General features: G+C 74.0%; 12 protein-coding genes. All 12 read left to right on the top strand.

Annotated elements, in window-relative coordinates; translation table 11 throughout:
- Nucleotides 1–3 precede the first annotated feature (3 nt).
- The 12 genes from FIV44_RS32450 (at nt 4) to FIV44_RS20280 (ending at nt 19018) form a co-directional block, all read left to right on the top strand.
- The gene (locus tag FIV44_RS32450) at nt 4–3936 is read left to right on the top strand and encodes an Ig-like domain-containing protein (protein ID WP_141006034.1); all 3933 of its coding nucleotides are present in this window, start codon (nt 4–6) and stop codon (nt 3934–3936) included.
- Nucleotides 3828–5135 (top strand): sortase domain-containing protein, encoded by a 1308-nt coding sequence (locus FIV44_RS20325; RefSeq protein WP_425465180.1) that lies wholly within the window; start codon nt 3828–3830, stop codon nt 5133–5135. Before FIV44_RS32450 ends, FIV44_RS20325 begins: the two co-directional genes overlap by 109 nt.
- Before the next feature lie 81 nt (nt 5136–5216).
- Nucleotides 5217–5729 (top strand): AAA family ATPase, encoded by a 513-nt coding sequence (locus tag FIV44_RS20320; protein ID WP_141006032.1) that lies wholly within the window; start codon nt 5217–5219, stop codon nt 5727–5729.
- A complete protein-coding gene (locus FIV44_RS20315) occupies nt 5717–7801 on the top strand; it encodes a LuxR C-terminal-related transcriptional regulator (protein ID WP_141006031.1) in 2085 nt (694 codons plus the stop codon). The genes FIV44_RS20320 and FIV44_RS20315 overlap by 13 nt, the downstream gene beginning before the upstream one ends.
- 142 nt (nt 7802–7943) lie before the next feature.
- Nucleotides 7944–9896, top strand: coding sequence for a hypothetical protein (locus FIV44_RS30695; protein ID WP_181410716.1), 1953 nt, complete (start codon nt 7944–7946; stop codon nt 9894–9896).
- A complete protein-coding gene (locus FIV44_RS20305) occupies nt 9824–10882 on the top strand; it encodes a hypothetical protein (protein ID WP_181410715.1) in 1059 nt (352 codons plus the stop codon). Before FIV44_RS30695 ends, FIV44_RS20305 begins: the two co-directional genes overlap by 73 nt.
- Before the next feature lie 9 nt (nt 10883–10891).
- Nucleotides 10892–11428 carry a siderophore-interacting protein gene (locus FIV44_RS32445; protein WP_181410714.1) on the top strand — a complete coding sequence of 179 codons (537 nt, stop codon included), beginning with the start codon at nt 10892–10894 and terminating at the stop codon, nt 11426–11428.
- Complete coding sequence (locus tag FIV44_RS20300) at nt 11332–13506, top strand: ATP-binding cassette domain-containing protein (RefSeq protein WP_181410713.1); 2175 nt, start codon at nt 11332–11334, stop codon at nt 13504–13506. Before FIV44_RS32445 ends, FIV44_RS20300 begins: the two co-directional genes overlap by 97 nt.
- Nucleotides 13503–15224 (top strand): ABC transporter ATP-binding protein, encoded by a 1722-nt coding sequence (locus tag FIV44_RS20295; RefSeq protein ID WP_141006028.1) that lies wholly within the window; start codon nt 13503–13505, stop codon nt 15222–15224. Before FIV44_RS20300 ends, FIV44_RS20295 begins: the two co-directional genes overlap by 4 nt.
- A gap of 96 nt (nt 15225–15320) precedes the next feature.
- Nucleotides 15321–16289 carry a hypothetical protein gene (locus FIV44_RS20290; protein WP_141006027.1) on the top strand — a complete coding sequence of 323 codons (969 nt, stop codon included), beginning with the start codon at nt 15321–15323 and terminating at the stop codon, nt 16287–16289.
- Complete coding sequence (locus FIV44_RS20285) at nt 16286–18355, top strand: lipase family alpha/beta hydrolase (protein WP_141006026.1); 2070 nt, start codon at nt 16286–16288, stop codon at nt 18353–18355. Before FIV44_RS20290 ends, FIV44_RS20285 begins: the two co-directional genes overlap by 4 nt.
- A gap of 99 nt (nt 18356–18454) precedes the next feature.
- Entirely contained in the window at nt 18455–19018 is a 564-nt protein-coding gene (locus FIV44_RS20280; protein WP_141006025.1) for an HdeD family acid-resistance protein, read from the top strand.
- Nucleotides 19019–19231: the final 213 nt, after the last annotated feature.

Here is a 19231-nt window from a genome sequence, read left to right as displayed (position 1 = left end):
CCCATGAAGCTCCCCCGGATCGTGCTCTCCGCAGCGCTCGCCGTCAGCGGCGCGCTGGTGATCACCGGCGCCACTGCGACGCTCTCACCCATCGCGCAGGCGGCGACGGTGGGCTGCGACACCCTGGAGGCGTCCGGCTATCGTCAGTCGACCATCGCCACCGGCCTGGACACGCCCCGCGGCATCGATGTCGACGCCGACGGCGTGGTCTACGTCGGCAACGGCGGGCAGATCGACAAGCTGACGCCGTCGGGCGACACCTACACCCAGAGCTCCGCGGGCGGGTCCTTCTCTCCGTACGGCGTCGCGGTGGGGCCCGACGGCTCGATCTATGTGACGGACGGGCCGAACGGCAAGGTGGAGCGGCTGATCCCGTCGGGTGGCAGCTACACCCAGGAGAACGTGGCCTGGGGCTTCGGCGGCGGCTTGGCGGGGCTGGAGGTCGACCCCTCGGGCACGGTCTACGCCGGTGACCTGCCCAACCAGCGGATCGTCAAGCTGACACCGGGCGGCAGCGGCTACACCCCCTCCGGGATCGACTCGCTCCCGCTGCCGACCCAGGTACGCGGCATCTCCGTGGTCGGCAGCACGCTGTTCTTCACGATGGGCGACACGGTGCGCAGCCTGAACATCCCGGGCAACACCCAGGGCACTCCGCTCCCGACGAGCGGGCTGTCCGGCCCGGGCGGGCTCGACCTCGACCCGACCCACGCCACGGCGCCCATCGTCGTGGCCGACACCGGCAACGACCGGCTGGTGCGGGTGGGAGGCGCGATCGAGGACCAGAGGACCCTGCCGACCGAGGGCCTCGACCAACCCCAGGACGTCGCTGTCGACGCCGAGGGCAACATCTACGTCGCCGACACCGGCAACAACCGGGTGGTGATGCTGACGTCGCTCTCGGTCACGGCGCAGGCCGACACCTCGAGCACGACACTCGGCAACGCCGTCACCACCGACGTCCGCGACAACGACACGGCCACCGGCGCCGACCTCGCGGCCCCGACCGTCGCGAAGAACCCGAGGCACGGCACCGCGACGGTCAACGCCGACGGCACCATCACCTACACCCCCGACGCCGGCTTCTCCGGCACCGACAGCTACTCCTACGCCGTCCGCGACGACGCCGACCCGGCCAACGTCTGCGCGACCGCGAAGGTCACCGTCACCGTCACCCAGGGCAACGCCTGCGACCCGCTCGGCACCAGCGGCGCCGACACCGCGCTGCCGATCGAGACCGGCACCGACTACCCACAGAACTTCGACGTGGACGCCGACGGCAGCATCCTCGTGACCGACTCCGAGGAGGGGCAGATCGTCAGGCTGACCCCGTCGGCGTCGGGCTACGACCGCTCGGTCGTCGCCGCCGGTGTGGGCAACGTGACCTCCATCGCGGTCGACGACTCCAACGCCAACGGCGACCTGTGGGTCGTGCGCTATCCGAACGAGGTGCTCAGGCTCACTCCCTCGGGGGCCACCTACACGATCGCCGACACCTACACCGACCCGCTCCTCGTCAACGTCGGCGGCATCGACGTGGCTCCCGACGGTGACGTCTTCGTCAGCACCCACGCCACCTCGTCCAGCGCCGGCAGCGTGGTCCGGATGGCCAAGGCGTCCGGCTATGCACCCACGCTCGTGGCAACCGGCTTCCAGTTCGTGCACCAGGTGAGCGTCGACGACGCCGGCGCGGTCTACCTGGCCAGCTACGCCCGGGTCGTGAAGCTCGTCGACAACGGCTCCGACTGGACCCAGACGAACGCCGTCACCGGCCTCGGCAGCGGCCAGGGCGTCGCCGTCGACAGCACCGGCACGATCTGGGTCAGCACCTCCGAGGACCCCGGCGTGTGGACAGCCGCCCCGTCCGGCGCCGGCTACGCCGCCAAGCAGCTCTACGCGCCCTGGGGCGAGGAGTACGCCAGGACCATCGTGATCACCGACGACGACGCGCTCCTCGTCGCCGACGGCTTCGAGAGCCTCTGGACATTCGGCCCCACGACGCTGCAGACCACCGCCGACACCGCCACCACGACGTCGCCGCGGCCGGTGACCACCGATGTCCGCGCCAACGACCTCGCCAACGTCCGGCTGGGTGTCCCGACCGTGATCAGCGCGCCCGCGCACGGTACGACGACCGTCAACGCCGACGGCACCATCACCTACACCCCCAACGCCGGCTGGCACGGCACCGACACCTACAGCTACCAGGTCCGTGACGGCGAGTCCCCGGCTCGCGTGTGCGGGATCGCCACGGTCACCGTCACCGTGACCGCCGACGCCGGCTGCGGCGTGCTGCCCACCTCGGCGTACGTCTCCCGGACCGAGCACACCGTCGCCGGCCTGGACCGGCCGACCGGCGTGGCCGTGGACGCGGACGGCATCGCCTTCCTCGCGAACGAACGGGTCTCCGGCAGCGTCGGGCAGATCGTCCGCTGGGACCCCGACGACGGACCGACGACGATCGACGGCACCACCGGCATCGACCCGCAGGGCATCGCGGTGGATGCCGACGGCAACGTCTACTACTCCGACGAGGGCGACCACGAGGTCGTCAAGCTGACCCGGACCGGCTCGACCTACACCCGCGCGGTGCTCGCGAGCGGCCTGCAGCGCCCCTCCGGCATCGCCGTGGACGCCGACGGCAACGTCTACTTCGCCGAGAACTCCAGCGGGCACGTGCACAGGCTGACGCCGGCCGGTGCGGGCTACACGACCTCGCTGGTCGGCTCGGGCTACGAGCGCCTGCGCGGACTCGCCGTCGACGCGGACGGCGACGTCTTCGTGGCCGACTGGGGCGACGAGGACAAGATCGTGAGGCTCAGCCCGTCCGGCTCCTCGTACACGGCGTCGATCGTCGCACTCGGCCTCGACAACCCCTACGGCGTCGCCGTCCGGCCCGACGGCAGCCTGATCGTCGGCGACTCCGAGGCCGACCGGGTGCTGCGCCTGGTGCCGAACGGCACCGGCTACGACCAGGAGACCATCGCGGTCTGGGGCACCAACTCGCCGACCTGGTTGGCCAGCACCGCCTCCGGCGACCTTCTCGTCACCGACGTCGACGCCCGCCAGCTCGTCACCCTGCGCAGGGTGAGCATCACCGCTGTCGACGACACGGCGTCCACTCCTGTGTCGACGCCCGTGTCCAGCGCCGTACGGGCCAATGACGCCAAGGTCCCGGCCAGCCCGGCCATGTCGCTCCCGATCCTGACCGGCAGCCCGATCGGCGGCGGCGCGTCCGTCGCCGCCGACGGCCGGATCGTCTACGTTCCCGATCACGGGTTCTCCGGCCGCGACATCGTCCGCTATCGCGTCACCGACGACGCGGACCCGGCGAACGTCTGCGCCGCGGCCGGGCTCGAGGTCACCGTCCAGAACGTCTTCACGCCCGGCAGTGTGACCACCCCGCAGAACACACCGGTCACGACCCCGCTCGCCGGCCTTGCCAGCACCAGCGGCGCCCCGCTCGACCCGAACCACATCTGGTCGGTCGGCAGCCCGCAGCACGGCAGCATCGCGATCTACGACGTCCCGTGGGACCGGCCGATCCGAGTCGTCTACACCCCCGAGCCCGGCTACAGCGGACCGGACAGCTACGCACTCAACCTGTGCGACGCGTCCGAGCCCCAGCAGTGCGCCGACGTCACCGTCCCGGTCATGGTCGGCGCCAACACCGTGACCGCCGGCGACGACAGCGGCGCGACCACCGTCGCGACCCCGGTGACCGTCGACGTCGCGGCGAACGACAGCTCCGGGACCGGCCAGGCACTGGGCGACCCGACCGTCGTCATCGCCCCGCGCACGGCACGACGGACGTCGGCACCGACGGCATCACCTACACCCCCGACGCCGGGTTCTCCGGTGAGGACGCCTTCGACTACGAGCTCTGCGACACCAGTACCCCGACCCCGGCGTGCGGCATCGCGACGGTCACCGTGACCGTGCAGAACCAGTTCACGACGGGCGCGGTCGTGCAGACGCCGCAGGACACGCCCGTCACCACGGCGCTGCACGATCTCGCCACCGCGACCGGCGCCGCGCTGGACCCGACCGGGGTGACCTCGGCGACCGATCCCGCTCACGGCGCGATCTCGGTCGACCCGGCGTCCGGCGCAGTCACCTACACCCCGGCCGGTGGCTTCCACGGCACCGACAGCTACACGGTGCGAGTCTGCGACGTCTCTGCGCCCGTGCAGTGCGCCGACGCCGCCGTGCAGATCGCCGTCACTCCGCGGACCGGCCCCGCGACGTCGCCGACGATCTCGGTGACCGCACCGGACCTGGCCACGCTCGCGGTCACCAGGACCGGCCGCACCAAGCCGCTCCCCCTGTCCGGCACGGTCACGATCACCGGCCTCGACGCCCGTCGTACGACGACCGGGACCGCCACGCTCTACGGCCCGGCCCGGAAGCCCTCCGCCGGCATGTGCACCCCGGCCACCGCCGTCGGCACCGTCCCCTTCACCCCCGCCAACGGCAGCACCGCCGTCCCGGCGGTCACCGTCACCCGGCCCGGCTACTACACCTGGGTGGTCTCGACGGGAGCCGACGCGGGCAATCTCGCCGCGACGACCGCCTGTGGCCGGCCGGCCTCGACCACCCTGGTCCACCGGCCCGGCCTCGGCCGGGTCGAGGTCAGCACCGGATACCGCGGCGTACGCGCCGAGGGCTCCGTGGCCGGCCGCAGGATCCGCCCGGTCCGGCTCACCGTCCCCGCGGTCGGCCTCGAGGCGAAGGTCCGGACCGTCGGCCTGCGCAGGGGCGCCATGACGATCCCGGCCGACATCACCCGCGGCGGCTGGCTCGCCGGCTCCGCCGCACCCGGCGAGGCGGTCGGCGCCACCGTCATCGCCGGCCACGTCTCCGACCGTCGGGACCGGCCCGGCGCGTTCGGCAGGCTCCGCAAGGCCCGCCCCGGCCAGGTCGTCACCGTCCGTACCGGGGACGGGAGCCGCCAGCGCTACCGGATCACCACGATCACCGTCCAGCCCCGGACGAAGGGTCTCGCGGGCGCCGCAGTCTCGACCACGGGCGAGCACCGGCTGACCCTGGTGACCTGCACAGGCAGGGTGACCTACCGCAACGGCCGCTTCCACTACACCAAGAACCTGGTCGTGACCGCCGTGCCGATCGACTGACCCGCCACCGGGACCGGCGCGCCCGCGCGTCGTACGCGATGATGGGACGGCGAGGCGGTCGACTCGGGTCGAGGAGGAGCCATGGCCGGTGGGGGTCCTGTGCTCCTGCCGCGTGCCCGGCTGCACGACATCCTCGACCGGACCGAGCCGCGGCTGACCGTGCTCGCCGCACCGAGCGGCTTCGGCAAGACCAGCCTGGCCCGGGCGTGGGTGGAGACCCTCGACGGCACCGACGTCGTCTGGGTGACCCTGGAGAACGACCTCGAGTCGCGGTCGGCCTTCTGGCACACGGTGCTGGCCGGCGCCGGACGGCTCGGCATGATGGGCGGACCGGCGCCGGCGCCGGTCCTGCTGACCGAGGTCGAGTCCAGTCCCGACCCGGCCGCGGTGATCGCCCGCGGCCTGGCGGGCAGCACCCGCCCGCTGCTCGTCGTCGACGCCTACGAGAAGGTCCGGGCCGCGGCGGCGCAGGTCGACGCCGACCTGCTGCAGCTGGTCCGGCTCGTCCCGCAGCTGCGCGTCGTCGTCACCACCCGGACCTCGGGCGGCCTGGCCGCCCCGCCCGGAGCCTGCGCGGCGAGGTGCGGCTGCTGACCGAGGACGACCTCGCCTTCACCCTGGAGGAGACCCGCGACCTGGTGGCCGCCTTCGGCGCGCCCGGTACGACGGACGCGGCCCCCGGCCTGCACGCGGCGACCCACGGCTACCCGCTCGCACTGCGGGCCGCGATGCTCGCCCGCTCCCAGGAGGACCAGGCGCGCGCGGGCCCGGGCCGGCACGACCCCGCCTGGCAGGCGCTGGTGGCCGAGGACCTGCGCATCCAGCTCGAGCGCGGCGCGTCGTACTCCTTCGTGCTCGCGACCAGCGTGCCGCCGTACCTCGACGCCGATCTGGCGGTGGAGCTGTCCGACCAGGTCTCCGGGCCGGCCGAGGTGAAGGAGATGCTCGACGAGCTGGAGTGGAACGGCTTCGGGCGCTGGATCCCGTTCGCGCCGGGCCATCAGGTCTTCCAGTACGTCGAGTCGCTGCGCGACGCGATGCTCGCCGAGGCCCGACTGCGCCCGCCCGCCGAGCAGCGGCGGGCCGCGGAGCTCAGCGCGGCGTGGCTGCACCGCCACGGCAGCTACGAGGCCGCGCTCGAGATGGCCGTCGGGGCGGGCCTGTTCGGCATCGCGGCCCGGGTGTACGCCGCCGTCGTGGTCACCACCCAGGACGCCCACTCCACGAGCCTCGTGGATCGCCACCTCGCCTCCGTCCCGAGCCAGGCGCTCACCCAGTTCCCCGCGCTCGCCTTCGGGCGCGGGCTCGCCTGCTTCCGCGACCCCTCCCTGCGCGGCGCCGCCGCCGGCTACTTCGAGATCTCCGCGCGCTGGAACCGGCCCCGGTTCCCGAACCCGACCGCCGGCGAGTACCTCCTCGGGCACGTCGCGAAGGTCGTCAGCCTGCGCCTCCTCGGCCGGGTCGGCGAGTCCGGCCGGGCCGCGGCGGAGGCGCTCGCGTTCCACGACCGGATGCCCGACGCCGACCGCGAGCGGCTGAGCTTCCTGGGGCCGATGGCGCTGCGCCATCTCGGGTACTCCCAGTTCCTGGCCGGCGACCTGGCGGGGGCGCGCGCCACCATCTCCCGGGCGGTCGCGATGGCGACCGACCCGGTGGTGCGCAACCACACGGCCGTGTACGCCGTCGGGCTGGGCGCCGTCGAGGGCCGGACCGTGGAGGCGCGATCGGCGCAGGCCCTCCTCGCGCCGGACGCATGGCGTCCCGGGGAGGACCGCTCCTACGCCAACGCGCTGGGCCGGATCGGGGACGCCGTCCTGCGGCTCGACGACTTCGACTTCGCCGGTGCCGCGGCCGCCTTCGACGACACCACCTTCCGCGACACCACGGAGTTCTGGCCGCTGCTGACCTGGACGCTGCTGCACGCGCACGTCGGCCTCGGATCGGCCGCGGCCGAGGCCCGCCGGGTCGAGGAGCAGCTCCGCCGCCGTCCGGCACCGCCGGTGATGGGCGACAGCGTGGCCGCGGCGGCGGTCCGCGGCGCGCTCGCCGCGGCCTGGCTCGCCACCGGCGACCGCGCCCGCGCGACGACGCTGCTGCGCTCGCGGACGAGGTACGCCGCCCAGCTCGCTCCCGCGACCGCGCTCGCCAGCCTGCTCGCCGGTGACGCCGCCGGCGCCCTGGCCGCGCTGCCCGACCTGGAGGCGCGTCCCGGGCACACGCCCCGGTCCCTGGCCACGCTGCTCGTCCTCGGCGCCGCCGCCGCGGCGCGCACCGGCCAGGAGGAGGCCGCGGCGGCACTGCTGGAGCGGGTCCTCGCCCAGGCCGGGGCCGACGGCGCCCGGCTGCACCTCCTGTACCTCCCGCCCGAGGACCTCGCCGCGCTGCGTCGTACCGCCGCCGAGCGGGGCACCGCCGCGGTCCGCGCGCACCTCGCCGCTCCCGTCCCCGCCTGCTTCGTCGCCGCCCGCACCGCCGTCGCGCTGACCCGCCAGGAGCGGGCGGTGCTCGCGGCCCTCGTGCACCACACCAGCCGCAGCGAGCTGGCCGCCGCGATGCACCTGTCGGAGAACACGGTCAAGACCCACCTCCAGCGGATCTACCGCAAGCTCGGCGTGCGGTCGCGCAAGGCGGTGCTCGAGCGGGCGATCGAGCTGGACCTGCTGTGAGCCGTCGCGAGCCGTGGTGGGGATTGGGTGACTTTCGGGGCGACATCGGGCCCTGAGACGTTGCCGGGGATGGAGGCCCGGGGGTTCGGTGGAGTCGCCCGCAGCGTGCTCGGCCTGCGGCGTCCCCGATCGGAGTCTCCCCATGCGCCCACGTCGTCGTCCGGCCCTCGCCGTCGCCCTCGGCGCGGCCGCCCTGCTGCTGCTCACCGGCATGGCGCCGGCCGTCGCCGACGACCCGCCCGAGGACCCGCCCGCCGCCGTGCCCACGGACGTGCCGTCGGAGGCGGAGCCCGAGCCGACCCCGGAACCGGAGGCGGAGCCCACGCCGGAGCCCGAGCCCACGCCCGAGCCCACGCCCGAGCCCACGCCCGAGCCCACACCCGAGCCCACACCCGAGCCCACACCCGAGCCCGCACCACAGCCCGCCGAGCTCCCGGAGGACCGGGCCGCGGAGGCCGCCCCCGCGGCGGTCGAGCCCGCCGGCATCGCGATCACCCCGACCGCCGCGGAGGTCACCGTGGGCGATCCCGCGACCTTCACGGTGTGGACCGTCGACGACACCGACACGCACCTGGCCGACGTGACCGGCGAGGCGGCCTTCGAGTTCGTGGGCGGCAGGGGGTCGTGCGCCGCGGGAGCCTGCACGACCACCGTCGCCGGCTACCACGTCGTCAAGGTGACGTGGGGCGGGTTCACGGCCGTCGCCGGCGTGAGCTCCCGCCCCGGCGCGCCCGCGGGAGTCTCACTGAACCCGGCGAGCGCGACGGCGGGCGTGGGCCAGCAGCAGCTGTTCACCGCGCTCCTGGTCGACGCGTACGGCAACCAGCTCACCGTGGCCGGCGACGCCGACTTCACCAGCGACGCCGGGCTCGACTGCACCGGCAGCGAACCCGGCCGCGCCCAGTGCTCGGCGACCGCGACGGGCACCTACACCGTCACCGCGGCCCTGCCCGGCGACCCCTCCCGGACGGCCGCGGCGACCCCGACCGTCGTCGAGGAGAACCTCGCCCTGACCGGCATCGACATCAGCGTGCAGCAGTCCACCGTCACCGCCGGCGAGCCGATCGTCGTCACCCTCACCGGGTACACCGCCGGTGGTCGCACCCTCGACGTCACGGACCGGGCCGCCGTGTGGATCCGGCCGGGCGACAGCGGCGACGCGGGTCCGGCGACCCCGACGCCCTGCCCCGGCGGCAGCTGCGCCACGGCCCGGGCCGGCGACCACCTCATCACCGCACGGGTCGACCAGCTCGCCACCGGCACCGCGGTCCGGGTCGTCCCCGGCGCCCCGACCGGGTTCGCGATCTCGCCGGACGGCGCGGCCGTCACCGTCGGCGAGACCCGGACCTTCCAGGCCGAGGACGTCGACGCGTTCGGCAACCGGACGCCGGCCGACTCCGCGACGTACACGATCGAGGATCCCGGCACCTGCACGGCGAACGCCTGCACCTCGGCCACACCCGGGACCTACACCGTCACCGCGACCTCCGGCGGGCGCCGGGCCACGGCACGGCTGGACGTGCACGCCGACGCCCGGCCCACCGACGGCATTGCCCGGATCGAGCTCCAGGCGACCGCGCCGAGCGTGACCGCCGGGGAGCCCGGGACCTTCGTGGTCTACGCCTACGACGCCGACGACCGCCCGCTCGGCACGGCCACCGACGCGGCGACGCTCGAGATCGAGGGGGCGGGCAGCTGGAGCTCGCCGTACGGCCCCCGCACCCTGAGCTGCACCGGCGACACGTGCACGTCCACCGTCGCGGGCGAGCACACCGTCACCGCGCACCTCGACGGGCTCACCGCGACCAGCACGCTGGTGGTGGCGCCCGGTGACCTGGCGGTCAGCGGGCTCGCCCCGGCAACGCCGTCATCCAGGCCGGCACGACGCAGGCCTTCACGCCGGGGGTCATGGACCGGTACGGCAATCTCGCGGAGCCCTCACAGGTGCCCGTCGACCTCGAGCTGGAAGCCAGCGCCGGGGCCAGCTGCACGGGCCAGGTCTGCGGGTCGACGACGGTCGGCATGTACGTCGTCACGATCAGGTCCGTCAACGGGGAGGATGTCGGCTCCGGGCTGCCGCTGGTCGGCTTCCTGACCGTGGTCCCCGGCCCGAGCGACCACATCGCGCTCGACCCGCCCGTCTCGACGATCGCCGCGGGCGAGAGCGCCGACCTCACCGCCCGGGCCTACGACGCGTACGACAACCTCATCGGCGACGTCACCGACGAGACCACGTTCACGGCGCCGGCGGGGGCCACCTGCGCGGCCAACCGGTGCACGAGCACCGTCGCGGCGTCGTACCCGATCACGGGCAGCCGGTCCGGGATGTCCGCCACCGCGCAGCTGAGCGTGGTGCCGGGGCCGGTCGACCGCGTCGTCCTCGCCCCGGGGACCGCCACGATCACCGCCGGGCAGACCCAGGCGTTCACGGCCGCGGGGCTCGACGAGTACGGCAACGAGGTCGGCGACCTCACCGGCGCCGCGACCTTCTCCATCTCCGAGCCCGGCTCCTGCACGGCGAACGCCTGCGGCTCGGCCGAGGCCGGCGAGCTGACCGTCACCGGGTCGTACGTCGTGCCCGGGCCGAGCCTGCGGGAGCGGCTCGTCTCCGGCCGGTTCGGCGCCCTGCTCGCCGCCGCACCGGGCGACACGGTGACCGGCACGGCCGTGCTCACCGTCTCCACCGCCGGCTCCCCGGGCACGGGGACCCCGGGGACCACCGATCCCGGGGCGGGCACTCCCGGGTCCGGCGGCTCGGGCGGCTCGGGCGGGTCCGGCGGCTCCGGCGGCTCCGGCGGCTCCGGTGCCGGCGGGCAGGGCGCGGGGCCGGGGAGCCCGGCGCCCTGCCCGCCACCGGGTCCGCCGTGGACTGGTGGCACGGCCTGGCGGGCGTCCTGCTGCTCGCCGGCGGCGCCGCCCTGCTCCGCGGAGCCCGCCGGTCCCGGCGGACCGTCTCCGCCCCTGAGCGGTGGCCCGGGCGGCCCAACCCCCAGGTCCGCCCGGGCCACCTCCGCACGACTCGACCGTGGACGCGCCACCACCGATCCTCGTTGTTGGTTAGGCTTGCCTAATACGACATGAGGAGGTCCGGTGAGCCGCGGATACCAGGGCGCGATGATGCGCGCATTCGGCGCCGGCGAGTGGGTCCTGACGGTCCTCTCGACCGAGGACGTCACCGAGCACTACCGGCGGATCGTGGTCCACGCTCCCGGCATGTTCGACGGGACGCCGTACGGCCCGGCGTCGTACATCCGGCTCTGGGCGCCGGATCCGGAGGACCCCGCGAAGGAGTACCAGCGCGGCTACACGATCGCCTCCTGCGACGAGGCGAGCGAGCAGATGACGCTGGAGTTCGTGATGCACGAGCCAGCCGGGCCGGCCTGCCGGTGGGCCGCCGACGCGCAGCCCGGCGACGGGATCGCCGCGACCCGCTGGGGCGCGCCGCGCTTCGTCCCGCCGTCCCCCGCCCGGCCGGCTACCTGCTCGTCGGCGACATCGCCGCGCTGCCGGGCATCAACGGCATCCTGTCCGTGCTGCCCGACGACGTGCCGATCGCGCTCTACCTCGAGTACGTCCACGACGACGACCGGTCGCTGCCGGTGGTCGAGCGCGACGGCCTGGACCTGACCTGGGTACGCCGCACCGGCGACCCGGAGGCGCTGCTGCGGGCGATCCGGCCCCGCGACTGGTCGGACTGGTTCGCCTGGGTCACCGCGGAGGCGGGCGCGACCAAGGCCGTCCGCGCCCGGCTCAAGGAGTGGGGCTTCCCGCGCTCGCACCTGAAGTCGCAGGCCTACTGGACGCAGGGCAAGGAGATGGGCACCACCCGTGACGACGCGCCCGTCACCGAGGCGGTCGCGGAGACGGCCACGGAGACGGTCGGCGGAACGGCCGCAGCGGTGGAGGCCGCCGCGCCGGCACGGTGGAAGGCCGCCTCCGGCTCCCGGCTCCTGGCCCCGCTGCGCCGCCCGCTGACCATCGCCGGCATCGTCCAGGCGCTGGTCAGCATCGCGGAGCTGGTGCCCTTCCTCCTGCTCGCCGAGCTCGGCTCCGACCTGCTCGACGGCAGCCGTGACACCGACCGGTTCTGGGCGCTCGGCTGGTGGGCGCTCATCCTGCTGGGGGCCGCCGCGACCACGAGCGCCGTCCTCCTGTTCGCGCTCCACCTGATGGACGCCCGGTTCGGGCACGCCGTACGACGAGCGCTGGTCGACCGGGTGGCGCGGGTCCCGCTCGGCTGGTTCACCGACCGCAACTCGGCGACCGTGCGCGGCGAGGTGCAGGACGACGTCGCCGGCATCCACCACCTCACCACGCACGCCGTCATCGACGTGGTCGCGGCGGTCGTCACGCCGCTGGCCGTGCTGGTCTACCTCTTCGTCACCCACGCCGGGATGGCGGCGTTCCTGCTCGTCCCGGTCATCGCGGTCTACATCATCTCGATGCGGGTCTACAACGCGTCGTCGTACGGGCTGGAGCCCTACGAGCGCTTCAAGGCCGAGGTCGGGGCGGCAGCCGGCTCCCACGTCGAGGGCCTCGGCACCGCCCGCATCTACGACCGCGGTCCCGACGCCCGGCTGGGCCGCACCCTCGCCGAGCGCGCGGTCTTCCTCGACTCCTGGCAGCGCCCGCTGACCGGGCTGAAGACGACGACCGACCTGGTCACCCGGCCCACGAGCATGCTCGCGTTCCTGCTGCTGGTCGGCGTCCCGATGCGGGTCGCCGGCTGGATCTCCCCGGGCGACCTGCTGGTCTTCCTGCTCATCGGCACGACCTTCACCGCCCGCCTGCTCGCCATCGCCTGGGGCCTGACCCCGCTCCGCGAGGGCGCCGCCGCGGCCAAGCGGATCGCCGACACCCTCGCCGAGCCGCTGCTCGACGAGGCGGTCCGGCCGGCGTCCCTGCCCGATGCCGTCGCGGGGACCGGGCGCACGGTGCGCTTCGAGGGCGTCTCCTTCTCCTACGACGCCGGGAACGCCGGGCATGACGTGCTGCAGGACGTCGACCTGGAGCTCGCCCCCGGCACCGTCACCGCCCTGGTCGGGCCGAGCGGCGCCGGCAAGTCCACGCTCGCGGCGCTGCTCGCGCGCTTCCACGACGTCGACTCCGGCCGGATCACGATCGACGGCGTCGACGTGCGGGAGATCGCGACCGCCGAGCTGTACCGCTGCGTCGCCTTCGTCTTCCAGGGCCAGTCGGTGGTGCGCGGCAGCGTGCACGACAACATCGCGCTGGCCCGGCCCGACGCCACCCGCGAGGAGGTCGAGCAGGCCGCGCGGGCGGCCCAGGTCCACGACCGGATCGCCCGGCTCGAGCACGGCTACGACACCGTCGTCGGCGATGGCGGCGGGCTCTCGGGCGGCGAGGCGCAACGGGTCGCGATCGCGCGGGCGATCCTCGCCGACCCGGCCGTGCTCGTCCTCGACGAGGCCACCGCGCACGCCGACCCCGAGTCCGAGCACGCCGTCCAGGCCGCCCTCAGCACCCTGGTCCGCGGCCGCACGGTGCTGGTGGTCTCCCACCGGCTGCACACCCTCACCGGGGCCGACCGGATCGTCGTCCTCGACCGGGGACGGGTCGTGCAGCACGGAGGGCACGACGACCTGCTCGCCTCCGACGGCCTCTACCGGTCGCTGTGGCTGGCGGACGCGACCGCCGACAGCGCCGACAGCGAGATCGAGACCCCGGAGGTGGCGGCGCGATGAGGACCTTCCTCGACCTGGTCGGCGACCGGACCGCCGTCCGCCGGTTCGTGGGCAGCGCCGTCGTGGCGATCCTGCTGCGCGCCGGCGTGCTCCTGCTGCTGTTCCCCCTGCTGTCCGCGCTGTTCTCCGGCTTCCCCGCCGACGCGTGGCCCTGGCTGGGCGCGCTCATCGCGGCCGTGGTCGCGAACTGGTGGGCCGAGCAGCGCCTGTTCGCCGCCGGGTACGGCATCGGCTTCGACCTGCTGACCGGCGTGGAGCGGCGGATCCGCGAGCGCCTGGAGCAGCTGCCGCCGGGCTGGTTCGACGCCCGGCGCCGCGCCGAGGTGCAGCGGACGCTCACCACCGCGGGCCAGGAGCTCTGCACGTCCTTCGCGTACGTCGTCACCCCGACCGTCAGCGCGATCGGCGCCTCCTTCGCGGTCGGCGTGGGCCTGCTCCTCGTCGACCCGCTGCTCGGTGCCGTGGCGCTGGCCGGCTCGCTGGTCGTCGCGATCGCGCTGCTGGTGGGCGGCCGGCTGCTCCGCGCCTCGGACGCCTCCTTCGCGGCCGCCTCGAACGAGGCCGGCTCCCGGATCGTGGAGTTCAGCCGCTCGCAGCGACTGCTGCGCGCGTCCGGGCGGGCCGGGTCGGCCGAGTCGGAGCTGGGCACCGCCCTGCAGCGGCAGCGGCGCGCGGCCGTACGCCTGCTCGGGTGGACGGTCCCCGGCAACCTGCTCTTCACCGTCGCCTACCAGCTGATGCTGCTGGCGGTCGCCGCCACCACGGTCCACCTGTTCCTCGACGGCGCGCTCGACGCGGCCGAGGTGGTGGCACTGCTGGTCGTGCTGGTGCGCTTCCTCGAGCCGTTCGTGACGCTCTCCGAGCTGGCCCCCGCCGTCGAGCTGCTCCAGGCCGCGCTGCGCCGGATCCGCACCTTCTTCGACGCCGAGGTGCTGGCCGAGCCGTCGTCCAGCGCCGCCCGCGACCTGTCCGCCCCTGCGGTGGAGCTGCGCGGCGTCCGCTTCGCCTACCCGGGCGGGCCGGACGTGCTCGCCGGCATCGACCTCGTCGTCCCCCGCGGATCGACCACCGCCGTCGTCGGGCCCTCCGGATCGGGCAAGTCGACGCTGCTGGACCTGGTCACGCGGGTCGCGGACGTCGACGAGGGCACGGTGCTCGTCGACGGCGTCGACGTACGCCAGCTGCGCCTCGACGACCTGCTCGGAGGCGTCGCGATGGTCCACCAGGACGTCTACCTGTTCGACGGCACGCTCCGCGAGAACGTCGCCGCCGGCCGCCCCGGCGCGACCGAGGACGAGCTGCGGGCGGCCTGCGCCGCGGCCCAGCTCGACGGCGTGGTCGAGCGGCTCCCCGACGGCTGGGACAGCCGGGTCGGCGAGGACGGCGCCCGGCTCTCCGGCGGCGAGCGGCAGCGGGTCAGCATCGCCCGCGCCATCCTCCGCCGCGCGCCCCTGCTCCTCCTCGACGAGGCGACCAGCGCCCTCGACGTCCTCACCGAGCAGGGCCTGGTCTCCACCCTCGAGCGCCGCGCCGACGACTCCACGGTCCTCGTCGTCGCCCACCGGCTCTCCACCATCGCCCGCGCGGACCAGATCGCCTTCCTCGAGGACGGCCGGATCGTCGAGTGCGGCACCCTCGACGAGCTGCTCGCCGCCGGTGGCCGGTTCGCCGACTACTGGCGACTGCGTGAGCAGGCGGCCGGGTGGAGCCTGGTCTGATCCGGAGCCGCCGGCGCAGCTGTTAGCGATCTGTTGGCGCTCGGCGGATCTAATGGCCCTGTGGGAGCTCTGTGGGGACGGTCGCCGCGCGCGATCGTGGCACTCGCCGTCGGCGCACTGGTGGTAGGGCTGCTCGCCCTGCTGCCGGTGCCTGCCGCCACGGCGGAGGACGGCGGGTCGCGGATCGTCGGCAAGGTGTACTGGCAGGACCGGACCGACGAGGCCGCGGTGATCGCCACGTTGAGCGTGTCGCCCGCCACGTGGAAGGCGGGGGACCCGGTCCGGCTCAGCCTGCACTACACGCTGCCCACGACCAGCCACACCGGCTGCACCGCACCCGACCAGGCGTTCAACGACACCTATTTCGGCGGCCAGGTCATCCGGCTCGGCTGGCACGGCGCGCCCACGACGTTCAGCTCGCCCGGCCAGCCCGCCGAGCCCGAGTTCGAGAGGTACGAGTGGCACGAGAACCCGTACCCGAGCTACTCGCTCTACAGCTGGTCGACCAAGAACGGCGGTCTGTACAACGACGGCCACTTCGGTCCCGGCACGTTCAGCATCACCGCCACCGCGCCCTCGGACACCGCCCGGCCGGTGGCGTACGTCGCGGCCAGCGAGATCAACCCGAGCCGGCCCTGCTCGACGGGCTACAGCACCGCGACCTGGAGCCGGACCGTCTCTCTCACGAGCGGCTTGGCAGTCACCATCGCGCAGTCACCGGAGAGGCTGACCCTCGGCAAGGACAACGACGACGACGGTGACGTGGACGACGACGACGCGATCCTCGACCTGCGAGTCACGGTCGCGAACATCTCGGACACGGTGATCGAGGACGTCGAGGCGGTCGGTCCGGTGGAGATCACCCAGAGGCCCGATCTCGAGGACGCGCTGGAGCCGATCGACGACGATCCGGTCGCGACGGCGTTCGGCACCTTGCAGCCCGGGCAGCGGGCGACGCTCGTCCGCCGCTACCGGGTGACGGGGCAGGTGGACGCCGAGGCGAAGGTCACCGTGCAAGGGCGCCGGAACGGGTCGACGGTGACCGAGCAGGGACGGGGACGGTGAAGGCCGGACAGGTCGTCGCGCCGGTCATCTTCCTGCCCGGGGTGCTCGGGTCGGAGATCTGGTGCGCTCCCGCGGCCCCCTTGGACCGGATCTGGCCGCCTTTCCCGGGGCCGCTCGAGAGCCCGGCCACCTTCGCGTTGCCGGTGCAGGAGCGGCTGATGCTGCTGGGCCCGGACGGTAACGCCAACGCCTCGTCGGAGTGCCCGCAAGCAGGCCCGCGCGATGCCGAGTACGACGCGGAGCACCACCTGGTTCCGGGCACGTCGGGCGTGGTCGAGAGTGTCGGGCCGGTGGACGCCTACGGGTCCGGCATGGGCGAGCTCACCCGGCTCGTCGGCCCGGAGAGCTTCTACGCCTTCGGCTGGGACTGGCGCAAGGACACCTCGGCGTCGCTGGATCGCCTCGACTCCCTGATCGACCAGGCGATCGAGGACGCGCGCGAGAACCAGGACTACCCCGACGGCGAGGACCCGAAGGTCCAGCTCGTCGCGCACTCCTACGGCGGCCTCCTCGCTCTCGACTACGCCAGCGACTCCTCGCGTCGCGCCAAGCTCGAACGGGTCACGACCGTCGGCACGCCGTACCTCGGTGCGCCGAAGACCGCCTTCTCCCTGCTCACCGGCACCGAGAGCGCGGTCGCCAACGGCTGGTCCCGATTCACCTCCATGCAGACGATCTTCGGCGGCACCAACGACGTACGCAGCTTCGCCACCACCGCGCGCGGCCTCTACAACCTGTGGCCCGCCGCGAGCTACGGGCGGTTCCTCGACGTCGCCGGAGTCGGCTCGCCGATGGACGACGCCCAGATCCGCGACCTGATCACCGCGGCCGGGGGCGTCCCTGCCTTGTGGGAGGCCGCGCAGGCCAAGCACGCAGCACTGTGGGACAGGCTCGACATCGGCGACCTGCCCTGGCACATGGTCGTCAGCGGCGGCGTGCCGACGATCAGCCGGGTCAGGTTCGATCCGAGTGGCGCCGGCACCGGTACCCCGTTGACGATCGGGATCGAGCTGTCCGCCGGGGACGGCACCGTGCCGCTCCCCTCGCAGACGATGCTCGGGGCGACCGGAAGCGGCGTGAGCACCGGCACGATCGGCGGGGTCCACCCGAAGCTGACCGTCGGGGAGCTCTGCGCGGTCGAGCACGGATCCCAGATGGCCGCGCCGGGACTGTACGCGCAGATCGAGGACTGGCTGCTCGACGGAACGAGCCCCGAGTCCGGCACGGCCTGCCGCGCCGACAAGGCGATCGTGATCGACGCGATCGGCAGCACCCTCAACCTCACCGAGGAGGAGGACGACGAGGACCCGGTCGTGCCGGACCCGTTCGCCTCCACCGGGTCGCCGCGTTCGGCCCGCGCCACCGTCCCCGTGCCCGGGTCCTCCGCGGCGCCGTCCGTGCGCGCGGCGTCCGGCTCATCGGTCCTCACCGTCAAGGAGGCCGAGGAGGCCGGCCTGGTCACCGTTCTCCGGTCCACCGGCCGGGCGCTGGTCCTGCTCGACCCCGGCAGCGAGCTGAGGCTGCGACTCGATCCGGCTCCGGGGCAGACCCTGCGGGTCTCCACCTCGGTGGTGGACGGGTCCGTGACAACGCCTCTCGCCGCCCCCGTTGCGAACGCCGGGCCGCTCTACGTCGTGGCCGACGGAGCGGGAGGCGCCACGCCCACGGTCACGATCGGGTCGGCCGACCCGAAGCCACCGGCAGGTCCGACACCACCGCCGTTCGACGTCTGCGCCTCGCCGGTCGCGGCCGCGGCGGGAGCGATGCCGACGAAGGTCTCGGCCAAGCCCGCGAACAAGACGATCCGGAAGAAGAGCCGGGGCAAGGTCGTCGTCGCGGCGACGTACAAGAAGGCCGGCGGCCGGAAGAGGGCAGGGAAGGCGACCGGCATCGTCGTGCTCTGCGAGGGCACGGCCCAGCTCGCGCAGGCAACGTTGAAGAAGGGCAGGAGGACCGTCAAGCTGCCCGTGCTGGGGCCGGGCAGGCACAAGGTGACGGTTCGCTACCTCGGCAGCGCGAAGGCGCGGCCCCAGGACAAGACCGTCGTGATCAAGGTGAAGAGATAGGCAGCTCACGAGTGGGGGACGGCGGCGCGGCCGGTCACGAGACCGCCGGGGGCCAGGTCTGGCATGATCGCAGCAGGAACCATGACCTAGGAGGACCCCATGCCCCGGGACTGGCTCAATCTCTCCTGGCAGCTGCTGGTCGCGCGCGGCGTGATCGGCGTCATCTTCGGCATCCTGGCGATGGTCTGGCCGATCAGCACGGCCATCGCCCTCGCCCTCCTGTGGGGGTTCTGGGCGCTGTTCGACGCGATCACGTCCTTCTACCACGCCTTCGAGGCGGGTGCCCCGACCCAGGTGCGCGTGCTGATGACGATCCTGGGCCTGATCGCGCTGGCCGCGGCCTTCTTCGCGATCTTCAGCCCCGCGGTCACCGCGGTCACGCTGACCTGGATCCTCGGCATCTGGCTGATCATCCGCGGCCTGTCCGAGGCCCTCGGCGCCGTCTCGGCGTCGGCCGCCGGTGCGCGCGGGCTGCTCCTCGCCAGCGGCGCCCTCGACATCCTGCTCGGCGTGCTGTTCGCCGCCAACCCCGGCCGCGGGGCGGTGACCATCGCCTTCGTGCTCGGGCTGGTGGCCTTCGCCTGGGGGGTCGTGTTCCTCGCGACCGGCTTCGTCGTACGACGCCAGGTCGGCCGACTGCCCGCGGAGCCGGCCGCGCCCTGACCCGTCCGAGCAGGGTGTCCGCCTCGCTAGTAGTGTGTCGCGGCGACGCGACTAGAGCGCTGCTGCCTGATGACGCTCCCCGCGGAGCGGTGTCCACCTTCTGTGCCGAACACGGGTCGTCGAGGGAAACGTTCTACATGCTCAGGCGGCGTGCAGCCGCCGACGGTCCGGCAGCGGCCCTGGAACCGCGATCGAGACGTCCGCGGACCAGCC

This window comes from Nocardioides humi (assembly GCF_006494775.1).
Taxonomy (GTDB): domain Bacteria; phylum Actinomycetota; class Actinomycetes; order Propionibacteriales; family Nocardioidaceae; genus Nocardioides; species Nocardioides humi.
Note: the sequence above shows the minus strand (reverse complement) of the source record. Positions and strands in the feature narration are given on the sequence as shown.

Coding starts and splice junctions, on each gene's coding strand:
- FIV44_RS20320 (WP_141006032.1), top strand. CDS start 5,217: ATGGCCGGTGGGGGTCCTGTGCTCCTGCCGCGTGCCCGGCTGCACGAC.
- FIV44_RS20305 (WP_181410715.1), top strand. CDS start 9,824: ATGTACGTCGTCACGATCAGGTCCGTCAACGGGGAGGATGTCGGCTCC.
- FIV44_RS20295 (WP_141006028.1), top strand. CDS start 13,503: ATGAGGACCTTCCTCGACCTGGTCGGCGACCGGACCGCCGTCCGCCGG.
- FIV44_RS30695 (WP_181410716.1), top strand. CDS start 7,944: ATGCGCCCACGTCGTCGTCCGGCCCTCGCCGTCGCCCTCGGCGCGGCC.
- FIV44_RS32450 (WP_141006034.1), top strand. CDS start 4: ATGAAGCTCCCCCGGATCGTGCTCTCCGCAGCGCTCGCCGTCAGCGGC.
- FIV44_RS20280 (WP_141006025.1), top strand. CDS start 18,455: ATGCCCCGGGACTGGCTCAATCTCTCCTGGCAGCTGCTGGTCGCGCGC.